Below are 15,918 nucleotides of genomic sequence, written 5' to 3' on the forward strand. Positions count from 1 at the left end.
CTGGAAAGCAGTCATGCCCACGCACAATCGAAGGCGTCTTCCCGTAACCGTCCTTTCCGGATTCCTGGGCGCCGGCAAGACCACACTTCTCAACCACATCCTTCACAATCGCGACGGACGCCGGGTTGCCGTCATCGTCAACGACATGAGCGAGGTCAACATCGACGCCGCGCTGGTACGCGACGGGGGTGCCAATCTGTCCCGGACCGATGAGCAACTGGTCGAGATGACCAATGGCTGCATCTGCTGCACGTTGCGTGACGACCTCCTTGCGGAAGTGCGCCGGCTCGCCGAACAGGACAGGTTCGACTACCTGCTGATCGAGTCGACAGGCATTTCGGAACCTCTGCCGGTTGCCTCGACCTTCGAGTTTCGCGACGAAGCAGGCAACAGCCTTGCCGACGTCTCCCGTCTCGACACCATGGTGACGGTCGTCGATGCCGCGAACCTGCTGCGAGATTATTCGTCGTCGGATTTCCTGCGCGACCGCGGCGAGGCACTCGGCGCTTCGGATGAACGCGTGCTCGTCGATCTCCTGGTCGAACAGATCGAGTTTGCCGATGTCATCGTGCTCAACAAGGTTTCCGATACGCCCGCAAAGGATCTCGACCTGGCCCGCAAGATCATCCGTTCGCTCAACCCGCAGGCCGAGCTCGTCGAGACGGATTTCAGCCGCGTGCCGCTCGACAAGGTGCTCGACACAGGCCGTTTCGATTTCGAGCAGGCCGAACAGCATCCGCTCTGGTTCAAGGAACTGAACGGCTTCAAGGACCACGTCCCCGAGACAGAGGAATACGGCATCCGTTCCTTCGTCTACCGCGAGCGCCGCCCGTTCGACCCCTTCAAGCTGCAGGCATTCGTCGGGCGGCCATGGCCAGGTGTGGTGCGCGCCAAGGGTTTCTTCTGGCTGGCGACACGCCCCGACCATGTTGGGGAATTGAGCCAGGCCGGCGCTCTGGTACGGACCGGCAAACGCGGGCTCTGGTGGGCAGCGGTCCCCCGAAAGCGATGGCCCGACAACCCGGCATGGCGGGAAGCCATGCAACCCTATTTCGATCCGATGTGGGGCGACCGCCGCCAGGAACTGGTCTTCATCGGCTGCGACCCGATGGACGAAAGCCGAATTCGTGCCGAACTCGACGCCTGCCTGGTCGATGAGCCCGTCTTCGCGCCGCAGCTGTGGCGCGATCTTCCGGACCCGTTTCCGAGCTGGAGCGGGCAGGCCGCATGATCGTCAAATCGCTGATTTCCCTGTTCAAGGGCCGCCACCAGGACTGCGACTGCCACCCGCGGCGCGCCCGCTACATTCCGCCAGAGGAGCGGCGCGCCACCGCAGGTCCCGGACACGAATCGCCATTGCCAGGCGGCAGCGGTCACAATAGGGTCCCCGGCGATGGTGCCTCGAATCGAAAGGTCCGGGGTGAAAAGGGAATACGGTGAAGCCCGCGAGGGCCCAGACCGTGGCTGCCCCCGCAACTGTAAGCGGTAGCAAAGTCCGAGAACGCCACTGGCCAAGGTGCCGGGAAGGCAGGACAGCGCAACGATCCGCGAGCCAGGAGACCTGCCATCGCAGTGAGTTGACCGGACGGGGTGTGCCGGGAGGACGCTACAAGGACGGCACAGCCCGTCATTCTGGCCATCCTTCCGCACCTGATCGATGAGGGATCAGTTGGAAGGGTTTGCCGTTTTTCAGCGTGATGGGGCGACGCGTCCTTTCGACGGCGCAACGCAACGCGCCGCAGAAGCTGCTTTCACGAGCGCTGTTGTCCTGCAGGCGCGCGACCTTTGCTATCGGCCGGAAAAAGGCATCACCCTGGTCGACAGTGTCGGTCTCGACGTGCGCGCCGGCGAAAGGCTCGCCATCATCGGTCCAAACGGCGCCGGCAAGACGACGCTGATGCGCATGCTGTGCGGCATGCTCAAACCTGTCGGCGGCATGGTCAGTCTCGACGGCGAACCGCTCGACCGCCTGCCGATGGCGGAACGGGCCCGCCGCATCGCCGTGGTCGGCCAATCCGATCAGCCGGATGCCCAGCTAGCTGTCCACGACTATGTCGGGCTCGGCCGTATCCCCCATGCCGGACTTCGTCGTCGCAGCGACGACCGCAATGTCGTGATCGACGCGCTGGAGCGAACCGGCCTGCTTGCCCTGCGCGACCGCCGCATGGGCTCGCTTTCCGGTGGCGAGCGCCAACGCGCGCAGCTGGCGCGGGCGATCGCGCAGCAGCCGCACGTGCTGTTCCTTGACGAGCCGACAAACCATCTCGACCCGCGCGCCCGCGGCGAATTGCTGGAGTTCGTCGCCAGGTTGGGCATCGCAGTCGTCACGGTGCTGCACGATCTGCCGCTGGTTGCACCCTTCGCCACCCACGTTGCCGTAATGAGCAGGGCGCGCCTCGTCGCGCTCGGCACGCCGCGCGAAACGCTCACGGCAGAGCTGGTGCGCGAGGTCTTTGGCATCGACGTGCTCAGACTGCCTCATCCGGACGAACAGGATCGCGAACTGACGGTCTTCGACGTGCCGATACGCCTTTCCCGCTGAACCGATCCATCCGGAGCCGCCATGAAACGCCTCGCTTTCTGCCTTGCCGCCACGCTTCTTTCGTCTGCTGCCTTTGCCTTCCCGGTCACCGTCGACAGCTGCGGCATTCCGGTGACTTTCGACGCCGCCCCGAAACGCGCGGTGATCAACGATCTCAACATGTCGGAAATGGCCTTTGCGCTCGGCCTGCAACCGGAGATCGTCGGCCTGACCGGCATCACCGGCTGGTACAAGGTCGACGACGCCTTCAAGAAGGCGCAAGGCTCGATCCCGGAACTCGCACCCAAATATCCGACGCTGGAGAACCTGCTGGCGGTCGAGCCCGACTTCTTCTTTGCCGGCTGGTACTACGGCATGAAGCCCGGCGGCGACGTGACGCCCGACACGCTGGCGCCACACGGGATCAAGACGCTGGTGCTCAGCGAAAGCTGCGTCCACCTCGACAAGAACCGGCCGGCGGCTTCGATGGATCTGCTGTACGGCGACGTTGAGAAGCTCGGCAAGATCTTCGGCAAGGAGAGCGAGGCCCACGCACTGGTTGCCGGATGGAAGGAAAGGCTCGCCGCCATCACCGCCAAGGTCGGCAGCCGCAGCGGCACACGTGTGTTCCTCTACGATTCCGGCGAGGACAAACCTTTCACTGCCGGCAAATTCGCGATCCCCACGGCAATGATCGAGGCGGCCGGCGGCAGGAACATCATGGACGACCTGCCCACCAACTGGGGCAACACGGACTGGGAAACCGTCGCTACCCGCAACCCCGAATTCCTGGTGCTGCTCGACTACCAGGATGACGCCGGCTACCGGAAGCTGCTGAACTTCCTGAAGACGCATCCGGCGATGAAAGAAACCGACGCCGTCAAGAACGAGCGTTTCGTTGCCCTGCGCTATGCGGAGCTGACGCCCGGCCCGGCCAACATCGAGGCCATCGACAAGATCGCCAAGGCGATGCACCCGGAGGCCTTCTGAGCGTGCCCAGCCGATCCTACGGCTTGGCCATCGGCACGGGTCTGGCGCTTGTCATCCTGCTGGCGCTCCTCTCCATCGCCTATGGCTCGACCGTCATTCCGCTCGGTGACGTCATCGCAGCACTCGCCCATGCCGTTGGCCTGGACGCTGGCGGCGTGACTGCACCGGTGGAGAAGATCATCGTCGACCTCAGGCTCCCGCGCGCCATCCTCGCCATCTGTGTCGGCGCCGGCCTTGCCGTGGTCGGCGCGCTTCTGCAGACGGTGACGCGCAACGACCTCGCCGATCCGTTCCTGTTCGGCCTGTCCTCGGGTGCCGCTGCCGGTGCAGTTTCGGTGATCACGGTGTTCGGCGACCGCCTGGGTGTGTGGACGCTTCCGATCGCCGCTTTCGTCGGCGGCATCCTCACCGCCTTCGTCGTGCTGCTGCTTGTCAACCGCATACGCGGCCAGGGCCCGGAGCGATTGATCCTTGCCGGTCTTGCCGTCTCCTTCCTGTTCACGGCGCTGACCAACTATCTGGTCTTCGCCGGTGACCAGCGCGCCGCCCATTCAGTGCTGTTCTGGACGATGGGCGGGCTGGGCCTCGCCCGCTGGGGCAATATCGGCCTGGCGGTCGCCGGGGCAGCCGTCATTCTCGTTTTCGCGCTGCGCTATCATCGCTGGCTTGACGCTTTCCTGGCCGGCGAGAACACCGCGGAAAGCCTCGGCGTTCCGGTGGTGCGCTTCCGGACGCTGACCTTTCTCGCCGCGGCGCTGTCGACGGCGATCCTGGTTTCCGTTGCCGGTGTCATCGGCTTCGTGGGATTGATGATCCCGCATGTCGCGCGCCGCTTCGCCGGCCCGTTGCATCTGCGACTGGCCATTGCCTGCGCCGTCTTCGGCGCGGTGCTCCTGCTTGCCAGCGACCTGCTGGCACGCACGCTCCTGCCGCCGCAGGAATTGCCGATCGGCATCATCACCAGCTCGATTGGCGCGCTGTTCGTGGTCGCCACCCTGCTGCGCAAGCGGTTCTGAACCGGAAGCCATTCCACCGCCTTGGAATAGCGCCACACTTGTTACTCACACTGTTCGGCCTCCGAAGGCACACTGCCCGACACCAGCACCGGGTGATGAGCGACGACGCTTCCGACCTCGGGCACGGCATCGCCCTGACAAGGAGGTTCAGAACAATGACCACATCCGCCGAAAACAAACGCGACGAAATCCTGGCTGCCCTGCACAGGCCGCCGGTGGTCACACCGGAAGCGTGGGAGCAGGCGCGTCAGCAGCTGCTCGTGAAGGAGAAGGCCCACACGCGCGCCCGCGATGCACTGGCCGCGGAGCGCCGCCGCATGCCGTGGGTGGAAGTGACCAAGGACTATGTCTTCGAGACCCCGAACGGCAAGGCAAGCCTGCATGACCTGTTCGCGGGCCGCCGGCAGCTCATCCTTTACCGCGCCTTCTTCGAGCCCGGCGTGTATGGCTGGCCTGACCATGCCTGCCGGGGCTGCTCGATGGTGGCCGACCAGGTCGCCCATGTCTCGCATCTCAATGCCCGCGACACCACGCTGGTCTTTGCCTCGCGCGCACCGCAGGCGGACATCCTGCGTGTGAAGGCCCGGATGGGCTGGGACCGCATTCCCTGGGTCACCATCGTCGACAGTTTCGACGTCGATTTCGGCGTGGACGAATGGCACGGCCACAACGTCTTCCTGCGCGACGGCGATCGCATCTTCCGCACCTATTTCATCGCCGATCGTGCCGACGAACAGATGGGCGGCACCTGGAACTATCTCGACATCACACCGCTCGGCCGCCAGGAAGTCTGGGAGGATTCGCCCGAGGGCTATCCGCAGACCCCGACCTATAAATGGTGGAACTGGAACGACAGCTACGTTACCGAAGCAGAGCCGGACAAGGGATGGGTCGCGATTTCAGACGCCGGCGAAGAAGCGATGCGCGCCAAAGCAACGAGTGCGAAATCATGAGCCGCTCGTGCTGCTCCATCTGGGCCGACGAGGAAACCCCTCGCCGGACCAGTGCCCGCACCGGCGACAGCGTGAAGCCCGTCGGCCATGCGGCAGCGCCAACCGCAACGGACGGTACTGCGCTCGACCATGCACCCGCGCTGGCGGCGTCGGACTGGCTGGCACTGGCGGCTTCGCCGACTTTTGCCGCCATGGCCTTGCTGACCGGCATCACGGGTGGACCAGCCGAGATGCTGTGCTCATCCGCGACGGGAATGCCGCTCGGTGGCATGGTGGTGATGTATCTGCTGATGAGCGCCTTCCATCTGGCGCCATGGCTGAGGCTGGTACGGGCGGGTCGTTCGGCGGATCACTGAGGACAGGGGCATGACCGAGCCTGCATGACCCAGCGTCCGGTGATCTGCGACGCTGTCCTTCGAGGACGTCAAAGCTGTCGTGCGATCGAGGCCTTGTCGATGATCGACCAGACCTTTTCGATCCTGCCGCCGGCGAATTCGTAGAATACGTTCTCATCGAACTGAACCCGCCTGCCGTTGACGGGCAGGTCGAACAAGGTGCCGGTCGGCGTGCAGTCGAACCGCAGGCGGCTGGCGATATGCGGCGGATCGGCGATCAGCCGTTCGATCCGAAAATGAAGATCCGGGATCGCACGAAAGTCGCCCTCGAGCATCTTACGGTAGCCGGAAAGCCCGACTTCGATACCATTGTAGCGGACATCGTCATGAACGAACCGCCGGAGTTCGTTCCAATCCTGCCGGTTCAGGCAGCCAATATAGGCCCGATAGGCGGAGACCAGCATCTCACGTGTCATTGTGTATCCCTGGGCGCATCCCTGGACGTATCCCTGGTGGGTTCGTCGATGAACAATGCGGTCAAAGGGATCCGGTTGCCTGCGTTCCCTTTATTGACTTCTCCGCCGCTGCTTCGCGCAGCACCTTGATCACCGCGCTGGGTTCTTCGGCACTGAACCCGGCATCCCTTGCGCGCCGAAAGACGCCGGCAGCGAAATCCGGAAACTGCGCGCCTATCCCGAGATCGCGTGACGTCTCGGCAAGCAAGCCGACATCGGAACTGATGATCCGGATCGTGGCCTCCGCATCGCCAAAACGATCCTCGGCGATGACGCGCCCCATATGGCGCATATCTTCGCTGAAGAACGCGGCCATCCCCGCCATCATCTCGCCGAACATGGCAGTGTCGATGCCTTCCGCCTCACAGACGGCGGCGCCATGGCTGAAACCGATCCAGTGCGCGGCAAAATAGGCCAGTCCGGCATTCGACAAGGTTTTGGCGTGACCGAAATCGGGGCCCATGTAGCTGAGACCACCGCCCAGCAGCTTCAGAAGAGGTTCGGCGGCTGCAAACACGTCTTCCTTGCCGACAATGAGGAGCCCGGCCTCGGGACTGCCGATCTGCCTGGGCCATGCACCGATGGCGCCGTCGAGATAGCTGCCGCCTTGGGAGACGACCCAGGCCCCAAACGCACGCGCCTGATGGGGTGTCCCCGAACTCAGCTGCACGATCAAGCGACCATCGAGCTTTTCGGCCAGGTCGTCGATGCGGAACATGCCGGACGTCGCCTCGTAATCGGACAGGCAGATCACCACCGTCGGACTGGCCGTGACGGCGTCAGCCATACTGGACGCACGGTTGGCCCCCGATCGTACCAGCGCCGAGGCCTTGGCCAGCGTCCGGTTCCAGACGGTGACAGACTTTCCGCCTGCCAGAAAGGCTCGGGCCAGCGCGCTGCCCATCTCGCCAAGGCCAATCACGGTTACATCGCTCATGGAGACATCCTCGCTTGATTTTGATTCCTACAAAATGTAACTTACAAAATGTAGAAATCAAGCGAGAGACTCATCCCCTGGTCAAGCTGCCGAAAGACCAACGCCGCGAACAGCTGCTCGATGCCGCCATGGCGATCGTTCGCGAGGATGGCGCCGACGCGCTGTCGCTGGTCACCCTTGCGGTCAAGGCGGGGGTGAGCCGGCCGGTCACCTACGATCATTTTTCGACGCGAGCAGGGCTGCTTGTCGCGCTCTTCCAGCGCCTGGAAGACCAGTATGTACAGGCGCTTCGAAATGCGCTGGACGTCGCCCCACACGAACTCGGCACCACCGCCGATCTCATGAGCAGGGCTTATTTCAATTGCCTTGCCGATCTCGGACCGGAGGCTCCGGCCATTTCGGCTGCGCTCCAGGGCAGCGAAGAAATGGCCCTGCAGCAACGCGCCATGGTCGGCGAATACATCGCGATCATGTGCAAGGCGCTGCAGCCCTTCACGGACATGGACATCGCATCGTTGCGCCTCACCTGCATCGGCCTGCTGGGCGCAGCGGAAGCGATTGCACGCGAGCAGCAGGAAGGGCGCATCCCCGAGGCAGCGGCAATCGCCGCCTTCTCATCGCTGATCGCCAGAGGCGTCGGTCGCTAAGCCGGCAAATACCGGCAGACCCTTCGTTTCATTTCGGACAGGGGCCGATCGTATTTAACCATCGACGCTATCAGAATATTAGCGATTGCTTGGCAACGTCTTGACGCCGACGGTCGTCAGCCTGGATCCGCAACAATCCGAGCAGCGATCGTCCTGACATAATGGCGCCGGGGGCGTTGTATGCGTGTCGTCTCATGCTTGGTCACGGAGCATAACCCGTGGCTCGTGCTGCTTGCCGTGTTCGTCTGCATCGCCGGCAGCTGGGTGACGTTCAGGCTTTTCCGACAGGCCGAGGCGCGCAACGGCTGGCAGCGGGCCGGCTGGATCTTCCTGGCGGCGCAGGCAGCCGGCTCCTCGATCTGGTGTACGCATTTCATCGCCGTCATCGCCTATGAACATGAGGCGCCTGTCACCTTCGATCCCGCCTTTACGATGGTTTCGCTGCTGATCGCGGTTGCCGGCTGTGCCTATGGCTTCTGGCTGTCGATCAGCTTCCGCTTTCCCCTGGCCGCCGAGGTCGGCGGTGGTGTCGTCGGCATCGCGATCTCGGCAATGCACTACAGCGGCATGATGGCCTACCGCGTCGACGGGCTGATCGACTGGAACCTGGACTATGTACTCGCCTCGGTGGCGCTGTCGGTTCTGTTTGCCGGCGTTTCCCTCAGGCAGGCGATCAAGCCATGGCTGGGCGAGACCCGATATCTGCCGGTTGGTCTGTTTGTTCTTGCCGTGGCATCCCTGCATTTCACCGGAATGACTGCTATCTCGGTGACGCCGTTTTCAACCGCGGCAGACAGCACCACCTCATCGACCCTGGCTGCCTTTGCCGTTGTCGGCGTTGGCATGCTGGTCCTGGGAGCCGGTGTCATCAGCTATCTCATCGATGAGCAGACCTCACAGGAAGCATTCGATCGCCTGCAGAAGCTGGCGATGACCGATTCCCTTACAGGACTGCCCAACCGGACCAGCGCCATCGAGCACCTGGATCAGGAGATGGAGCGGGCGCGCTACACGATCGCAAAGGTCGCCATCATCGGTATCGATCTCGATCGCTTCAAGGAAATCAACGACCTGCGCGGGCACCAGGCCGGCGACGCCACACTGGCGACGATCGGCCATCGTCTTGGCGACCTTCTCCAGCACGACGAGTTTGCAGCGCGCATCGGTGGCGACGAGTTCATGTGTGTCAAAGTTTTCATCGAACGCCGTCAACTCGATGATTTCCTGAAGCGTCTCGAACAGGTCTTTTCGGAGCCACTTCACATCGGCAATGTCGACCTGGCGGCGGGTGCGAGCCTGGGCGTCGCGCTGTATCCCGACGACGGCCACGACCGGCAGGTGCTCATCAGCAATGCCGACCTTGCCATGTATCGCGCAAAGGCCGACATCACCCGAGCCATATGTTTCTATGAACCGCAGATGGACAAGGCAGCGCGCGAGCATCATGCCCTGGCGTCCGATCTCAGCCACGCGCTGGAACTCGGCCAGCTCGAGCTCCACTACCAGGTGCAGAAATCCGTCCAGTCCGGCGATGTACTCGGCTATGAAGCGCTGCTGCGCTGGAGACATCCCACGAGAGGGCCGATTTCACCTTCGGTCTTCATCCCTATCGCGGAGGAAACCGGCCTCATCCTCGCGATCGGCGAATGGGTCTTGCGCACGGCCTGTGCGGAGGCAGGCCGGTTGGCTAGGCCCTACAAGATCGCCGTCAATCTCTCGCCGGTCCAGTTCGCCCACAACGATCTCGCCGGCCTGATACGCGACATCCTTGTCGAGACAGGATTGTCCCCGAACCGGCTGGAGCTGGAAATCACCGAATCGACCTTCATTGCCGACAAGAGCAGGGCCCTGCACATCCTGCGGCAGATCAAGGCATTGGGCGTGAAGATATCGATCGACGACTTCGGCGTCGGCTATTCGTCGTTCGATACGCTGCGCAGCTTTCCCTTCGACAAGATCAAGCTGGACGGGTCCTTCACACGCGAGATGGAGCGAAACACCCATGCCATGGCCATTGTCCGCTCGGTTCTTGCACTAGGGCAGAGCCTCGGGATCCCGGTCCTGGCCGAAGGCGTCGAGACTGCCTCCCAGTTTCAGATCCTGCGCATCGAAGGCTGCCATGAGGCACAGGGTTACTACCTTGGGCGCCCCGGGCCGAGGGAAAGCATTTTGCCGGCTTCCCCGGAACAGCCACGACAGGCCATCGCGAATCTCGGCGACGATCTGGCCCTCTCGACCGGATGAGGGCAGGCAACGACCTGTGAAAAACCCCGGCCGTCAACCGGGGTTTTTCGTTCCATCAGGCCCAGCGCCTGACCCAGACACGTTCACGCCAGCACCGGACATGCCAGCGGCCGCGACGGTAGACGCGGCGGCAGACCCGCCGCCAGCGGGGGCGACCCGGGGGCCGGTGATGCCTCGGGCGACGATGCCAGGAACGATGGTTGATCAGCTCGACATCAGCCTCGGCGCCGTCATCGAGGACGGTCATCTCCGCGTCGGACTTTTCCAGTTCATCCAATATGCCGCCGCCGGTCGTGGGCACACCTGCGACCGCCTGGCCCGGACGTATTGCCGTCATGACGACTGCGGCACCTGCAACGCCGAGTATTCCCGTCAGAAATAACCGTCGATCCATTGGTTCCTCCAATCTGCGCTCCCCGCGCAGGGGACACCATAGCGATATCTGAGTGGCTGCTGAACGTTTTTTAATGGTCCAACTGCCATCGGCAGATGCATTGGCGTGATGAACCAACGGGCGCACCGGCTGGCGTCATTCAGATGTTGGGCTGGATCAGGTCTGAGGCGGGACCTCGACCGCAGATCCCGAACCCTCACCGATCCATCAGCCCTTTCAGCCGATAGATCGCTTCCAGCGCCTCGCGTGGCGTCATTTCGTCGGGGCTGATGGCGGCCAGCGCCTCGCCGAGTGCATCGGTCTTCGCAGGTTTGGGCGCCTCGCGCTTCACCGCCACGGAAAACAGCGGCAGGTCGTCGACCAGCCGGTCGGCCTTGCCGGAGGTCTCGCCTTCTTCCAGCTGGTGCAGCACCTGCTTGGCGCGCGCCACCACCGCTTCGGGCAAGCCGGCAAGCCGCGCCACCTGCACGCCGTAGCTGCGGTCGGCCGCACCCTTGCCGACCTCGTGCAGGAAAACGACGTCGCCCTCCCACTCCTTCACCCGCATAGTGACGTTGTGCAGCCGGCCAAGCTTGTTGCTCAGCGCCGTCATCTCATGGAAATGCGTGGCGAAGATCGAGCGGCAGCGGTTCTTCTCATGCAGATACTCGACAGCCGCCCAGGCGATCGAGAGACCATCGAAGGTGGCGGTACCGCGGCCGATCTCGTCGAGGATGACCAGCGCGCGCTCCCCGGCCTGATTGAGGATCGCGGCGGTTTCGACCATCTCGACCATGAAGGTCGAACGGCCGCGTGCAAGATCGTCGGACGCGCCGACGCGCGAAAACAGGCGATCTACCACACCGATATGCGCGCTTGCCGCCGGCACGAAGGAACCACTCTGGGCCAGAATGGCGATCAGCGCATTCTGGCGCAGGAACGTCGACTTACCGCCCATGTTCGGGCCGGTGAGCAACCAGATGGCGCCATTCCTGGCATCGCCTTCGGGAGAGAGGTCGCAATCATTGGCGACGAACGGACCTTCCCCGGTACGGCGCAGCGCCTGTTCCACCACCGGATGGCGGCCACCGACAATTTCGAAGGCGAGCGAGGCATCGACCTGCGGCCGGCACCAGTTCTCGCTCACCGACAGGGCGGCGAACGCAGCCGACACGTCGAGCACCGCCAGCGCGTCGGCTCCGGCCCGGATGGCGTCCGCCTCGGCGACGACTTCAGCAAGCAGACGATCGAAGGCGGCGAGCTCGATGGCCAGCGCCCGGTCGGCGGCGTTGGCAATCCTGGTTTCAAGTCCTGCCAGTTCCGTCGTGGTGAAGCGCATGGCATTGGCCATGGTCTGACGGTGAATGAAGCGTGCCTTTGCCTCATCGGTGCCTGTCATGATCGCCTGATGGTTGACCGTCACCTCGATGTAATAGCCGAGCACATTGTTGTGCCGGATCTTGAGCGAGCGGATGCCGGTTTCTTCGATCAGGTCGCGCTCCATGCCGGCAATGACCTTGCGCGTCTCGTCGCGCAGCGCGCGCATCTCGTCGAGTTCGGCATCGTAGCCGCTGCGCAGGAAACCACCGTCGCGTTTCAGCAACGGCAATTCGTCGGCAAGTGCTCCGGCGAGATGTTCGGCCAGTGCTTTCGGCAGGGCGCCGATCGCGGCCAGTGCCGCGGACAATTCGGCCGGTGGCGCGACGCGCGCAAAGACCTGCGCGATATCGCCGGCGGCGAGGAAGCCGGCGCGCAGCGCACCGAGGTCGCGCGGGCCGCCGCGGTTCAGCGCCAGTCGCGACAAGGCGCGCGGCATGTCGGCGACACCCTTGAGCGCCAGCCGCAACGCTTCAGCCAGGCGCGTCTCGTCGCGGAAGAAGGAAACCGAATCCAGCCGCGCGCCGATGGCGGCGGCATCGGTCAGTGGTGCCATCAGCCGGTCGGCCAGCAGCCGCGCGCCGCCCCCGGTGACTGTGCGATCGATGGCCTTGAACAGCGAGCCTTCGCGGCTGCCGGAAAGCGTGCGCAGCAGTTCCAGGTTGGCGCGTGTCGCCGGGTCGATGAACAGCGTGGCACCGTTTTCCTCGCGCTCCGGCCGTGACAGCGGCGGGCGCTCTGCCTTCTGCGTCTTCTCGACATAGGCGATCGCGCCGGAAATGGCGGAAAGCTCGGCGCGGCTGAATGTACCGAAGGCATCCGGCGTCGCGACATTGAAGAAACGGGCGATGCGCGCCGTTGCCGAGGCGGAGTCGAACAGGCTGGCCGGCTGCGGGCTGGCGACACGGCCGAGCACGTCGAAAACAGGCTTCAGCTCGGGATCATAGAACACCGGTTCGGCGACGATCAGCTCACGCGGGTCGACACGGAAGATGTCGGCCAGCAGGCGCTCGGCATTGGTCTCGGCGACGCGGAAAACACCGGTGGAGATCTCGATCCAGGCCAGCGCGAAGTTCTGCTCGGCGCCCCCCTTGATCCGGCCGAGCGTCATCAGGAAGCTCGATTCCGACGGCGCCAGCAGCTTGTCTTCGGTGATGGTGCCCGGCGTGACGAGGCGGACGACCTCGCGCTTGACCACCGATTTCGAGCCGCGCTTCTTGGCCTCGGCCGGGTCCTCGATCTGCTCGCAGACGGCGACGCGGAATCCGAGTCCGATCAGCTTTTGCAGGTAGTCGTCGGCGGATGCACAGGCACGCCGCACATCGGGATTTCGGCGCCCTGGTGCTTGCCGCGCTTGGTGAGCACGATGCCCAGCGCCTGGCTCGCCTTCTCGGCGTCGTCGAAGAACAGCTCGTAGAAATCGCCCATGCGGTAGAACAGCAGTGAATCCGCATTCGCCGCCTTGATCTCCAGATACTGCTCCATCATCGGCGTCGCGCCGGCCGTGGAAGGCACTGGCGCGGCATCGCTTGCCAGTGGCGCGCTGTCTTCCGTCGCGATGGGGGTTTCGTCGTTCAAGAAACTGTTTCCAAAAAATCCGAAGGCAATTGCTTGGCGCTTTACTCACCTGAAGTGTAGCCTTAATCCCGAACGCTCCACAAAGAAATTGAGTGCGCCTCAGGCACGCCGAAGGGGAAGAAACAAAAGCATGGCCCGCAGGAATGGACAGGACGGACAAGGCCCTTCGGTGAGCGCCGAGGAGGCGCTGGAATTCCACGCCATGGGGCGTCCCGGCAAGCTGGAGATCGTGCCCACCAAGCCGATGGCGACGCAGCGCGACCTCAGCCTGGCCTATTCGCCGGGCGTCGCGGTACCGGTGAAGGCCATCGCGGAAGACCCGTCGCGCGCCTTCGACTACACAACCCGCGGCAACATGGTGGCCGTCATTTCCAACGGTACAGCCATCCTTGGACTCGGCAATCTCGGCGCGCTCGCATCCAAGCCGGTGATGGAAGGCAAGTCGGTGCTGTTCAAGCGCTTCGCCGACGTCGATTCCATCGACCTCGAAGTGGCGACCGAAGACGCCGACGAATTCATCAACTGCGTCAAGTTCCTCGGACCATCCTTCGGCGGCATCAACCTGGAGGACATCAAGGCGCCGGAGTGCTTCATCATCGAGCAGCGCCTGCGTGAGCTGATGGACATCCCGGTCTTCCACGACGACCAGCACGGCACCGCCATCATCGCAGCCGCCGGCCTGATCAACGCATTGGCGATCACCGGCCGCGACATGAAGACGACGAAACTCGTCTGCAACGGTGCCGGCGCTGCCGGCATCGCCTGCATCGAGCTGGTCAAGTCGATGGGCTTTTCACCTGAAAACGTCATCCTGTGCGACACCAAGGGCGTCGTCTACCAGGGCCGTACCGAAGGCATGAATCAGTGGAAGTCGGCGCATGCGGTGAAGACCGAAGCGCGCTCGCTGGCCGATGCTCTGGACGGCGCCGACGTGTTCTTCGGCCTTTCCGCCAAGGGAGCGCTGACGACGACCATGGTGCAATCCATGGCCAAGAACCCGATCATCTTCGCCATGGCCAATCCGGACCCGGAGATCACGCCGGAGGAAGTGGCCGAGATCCGCACCGACGCCATCATGGCCACCGGCCGTTCGGACTATCCGAACCAGGTCAACAACGTGCTGGGCTTCCCCTACATCTTCCGCGGCGCGCTGGATGTGCGCGCCACCACCATCAACGATGCCATGAAGGTGGCGGCCGCCCAGGCACTGGCCGAACTTGCCCGCAAGGACGTGCCGGACGACGTCGCCGCCGCCTATCAGGGCAACCGGCCGAAGTTCGGTCCCAACTACATCATTCCAGTGCCGTTCGATCCGCGGCTGATCTCGGCGATCCCGATCGCGGTGGCGAAAGCGGCGATGGAAAGCGGTGTCGCGCGCAAGCCGATCCTCGACCTCGACCGCTACGAGCAGGAATTGTCGGCACGCCGCGACCCGATCGCCTCGACGCTGCAGCGCATCTATGACCGCGTGCGGCGCCAGCCCAAGCGCATCGTGTTCGCCGAGGGCGAAGAAGAACAGGTGATGCGTGCCGCGGTCGCTTATGTGAACCAGAAACTCGGCACCGCCATCCTTCTAGGCCGCGACGACATCATCAAGGAAAATGCCCGCCATGCCGGCATCGAGTTGGACAAGCCGGGCCTGGAGATCATCAACGCGCGGCTGTCGCGCAAGAACGCCATCTATGCCGACTATCTCTACGAGCGCATGCAGCGCAAAGGTTATCTGTTCCGCGACTGCCAGCGGCTGATCAACAACGACCGCAACCATTTTGCAGCCTGCATGGTGGCGCTGGGCGACGCCGACGGCATCGTGACGGGCGTGACGCGCAACTATTCGACGGCGCTTGACGATGTGCGCCGCGTCATCGACGCCAAGCCCGGCCACCGCGTCATCGGCGTGTCGATCGTGCTGGCAAGAGGACGCACCGTGCTGGTCGCCGACACTGCCGTGCACGACATGCCGAATGCCGAGCAGATCGCGGACATCGCCGAGGAGGCCGCCAATTTCGCCCGCCGCATGGGCTATGAGCCCCGCGTGGCGATGCTTGCCTATTCCACCTTCGGCCACCCGCAGGGCGAACGCTCCGAGCGCGTTCAGGAAGCGGTGCGCATCCTCGACAAGCGCCGCGTCGATTTCGAATATGACGGTGAAATGGCCGCCGACGTTGCGTTGAATCCGCGCGTGATGGCGCAATATCCGTTCTGCCGGCTGACCGGGCCGGCCAACGTTCTGGTGATGCCGGCGTTCCACTCGGCCTCGATCTCGACCAAGATGCTGCAGGAGCTGGGCGGCTCGACCGTCATCGGCCCGCTGCTGGTCGGCCTCAACAAGCCGGTGCAGATCGTCGGCCTCAACGCCAAGGACAGTGATATCGTCAATATGGCAGCGATTGCGGCGTATTCGGCTGGAACCTGAGGCTTTACCGTACCCT

General features: G+C 63.7%; 12 protein-coding genes, 2 pseudogenes and 1 riboswitch. Of the genes and pseudogenes, 9 read left to right on the forward strand and 5 right to left on the reverse strand.

Going from position 1 to position 15,918, the window contains the following annotated elements:
- Positions 1-13 precede the first annotated feature (13 nt).
- From zigA to C1M53_RS32490, 6 genes are all read left to right on the forward strand, one after another.
- Positions 14-1,231, forward strand: a complete 1,218-nt coding sequence (zigA, locus tag C1M53_RS11345) for a zinc metallochaperone GTPase ZigA (protein WP_129412345.1) — start codon at positions 14-16, stop codon at positions 1,229-1,231.
- 146 nt (positions 1,232-1,377) lie between these two features.
- Positions 1,378-1,584, forward strand: a riboswitch (cobalamin riboswitch).
- A gap of 73 nt (positions 1,585-1,657) precedes the next feature.
- The gene (locus C1M53_RS11350; protein WP_129412346.1) at positions 1,658-2,542 is read left to right on the forward strand and encodes an ABC transporter ATP-binding protein; all 885 of its coding nucleotides are present in this window, start codon (positions 1,658-1,660) and stop codon (positions 2,540-2,542) included.
- Positions 2,543-2,563: 21 nt separating this feature from the next.
- Entirely contained in the window at positions 2,564-3,511 is a 948-nt protein-coding gene (locus C1M53_RS11355) for an ABC transporter substrate-binding protein (RefSeq protein ID WP_129412347.1), read from the forward strand.
- Between the two features lie 2 nt (positions 3,512-3,513).
- On the forward strand, positions 3,514-4,527 hold the full coding sequence (locus C1M53_RS11360; RefSeq protein WP_165358121.1) for an iron ABC transporter permease: 1,014 nt from the start codon (positions 3,514-3,516) through the stop codon (positions 4,525-4,527).
- 155 nt (positions 4,528-4,682) lie between these two features.
- Positions 4,683-5,480, forward strand: a complete 798-nt coding sequence (locus tag C1M53_RS11365) for a DUF899 domain-containing protein (protein ID WP_129412348.1) — start codon at positions 4,683-4,685, stop codon at positions 5,478-5,480.
- Positions 5,477-5,836, forward strand: a complete 360-nt coding sequence (locus tag C1M53_RS32490) for a hypothetical protein (RefSeq protein ID WP_348630043.1) — start codon at positions 5,477-5,479, stop codon at positions 5,834-5,836. Before C1M53_RS11365 ends, C1M53_RS32490 begins: the two co-directional genes overlap by 4 nt.
- Before the next feature lie 68 nt (positions 5,837-5,904).
- On the opposite strand, the gene C1M53_RS11375 is transcribed toward C1M53_RS32490, so the two are convergent.
- The 3 genes and pseudogenes from C1M53_RS11375 to C1M53_RS32500 form a co-directional block, all read right to left on the reverse strand.
- Complete coding sequence (locus C1M53_RS11375) at positions 5,905-6,291, reverse strand: ester cyclase (protein ID WP_129412349.1); 387 nt, start codon at positions 6,289-6,291, stop codon at positions 5,905-5,907.
- 61 nt (positions 6,292-6,352) lie between these two features.
- Positions 6,353-6,793 carry a hypothetical protein gene (locus C1M53_RS32495; RefSeq protein WP_348630051.1) on the reverse strand — a complete coding sequence of 147 codons (441 nt, stop codon included), beginning with the start codon at positions 6,791-6,793 and terminating at the stop codon, positions 6,353-6,355.
- 12 nt (positions 6,794-6,805) lie between these two features.
- A pseudogene (locus tag C1M53_RS32500) lies at positions 6,806-7,273 on the reverse strand (NAD(P)-binding domain-containing protein); the annotation flags it as partial.
- A 14-nt stretch (positions 7,274-7,287) separates the two neighbouring features.
- Here C1M53_RS32500 and C1M53_RS11385 point away from each other — a divergent pair.
- Together C1M53_RS11385 and C1M53_RS11390 are read left to right on the forward strand one after the other, a co-directional pair.
- The gene (locus C1M53_RS11385; RefSeq protein ID WP_281040931.1) at positions 7,288-7,914 is read left to right on the forward strand and encodes a TetR/AcrR family transcriptional regulator; all 627 of its coding nucleotides are present in this window, start codon (positions 7,288-7,290) and stop codon (positions 7,912-7,914) included.
- Between the two features lie 180 nt (positions 7,915-8,094).
- Positions 8,095-10,158 (forward strand): bifunctional diguanylate cyclase/phosphodiesterase, encoded by a 2,064-nt coding sequence (locus C1M53_RS11390; RefSeq protein ID WP_129412351.1) that lies wholly within the window; start codon positions 8,095-8,097, stop codon positions 10,156-10,158.
- A gap of 55 nt (positions 10,159-10,213) precedes the next feature.
- Here the strand turns inward: C1M53_RS11390 and C1M53_RS11395 are convergent, their stop codons facing one another.
- Positions 10,214-10,552, reverse strand: a complete 339-nt coding sequence (locus tag C1M53_RS11395; RefSeq protein ID WP_129412352.1) for a protamine-2 (modular protein) — start codon at positions 10,550-10,552, stop codon at positions 10,214-10,216.
- A 196-nt stretch (positions 10,553-10,748) separates the two neighbouring features.
- A pseudogene (gene mutS / locus C1M53_RS11400) lies at positions 10,749-13,396 on the reverse strand (DNA mismatch repair protein MutS).
- Positions 13,397-13,616: 220 nt separating this feature from the next.
- Here mutS and C1M53_RS11405 point away from each other — a divergent pair.
- Positions 13,617-15,902, forward strand: a complete 2,286-nt coding sequence (locus tag C1M53_RS11405) for an NADP-dependent malic enzyme (RefSeq protein WP_129412353.1) — start codon at positions 13,617-13,619, stop codon at positions 15,900-15,902.
- Positions 15,903-15,918: the final 16 nt, after the last annotated feature.

The sequence above is a fragment of the Mesorhizobium sp. Pch-S genome (assembly GCF_004136315.1).
Classification (GTDB): Bacteria; Pseudomonadota; Alphaproteobacteria; order Rhizobiales; family Rhizobiaceae; genus Mesorhizobium.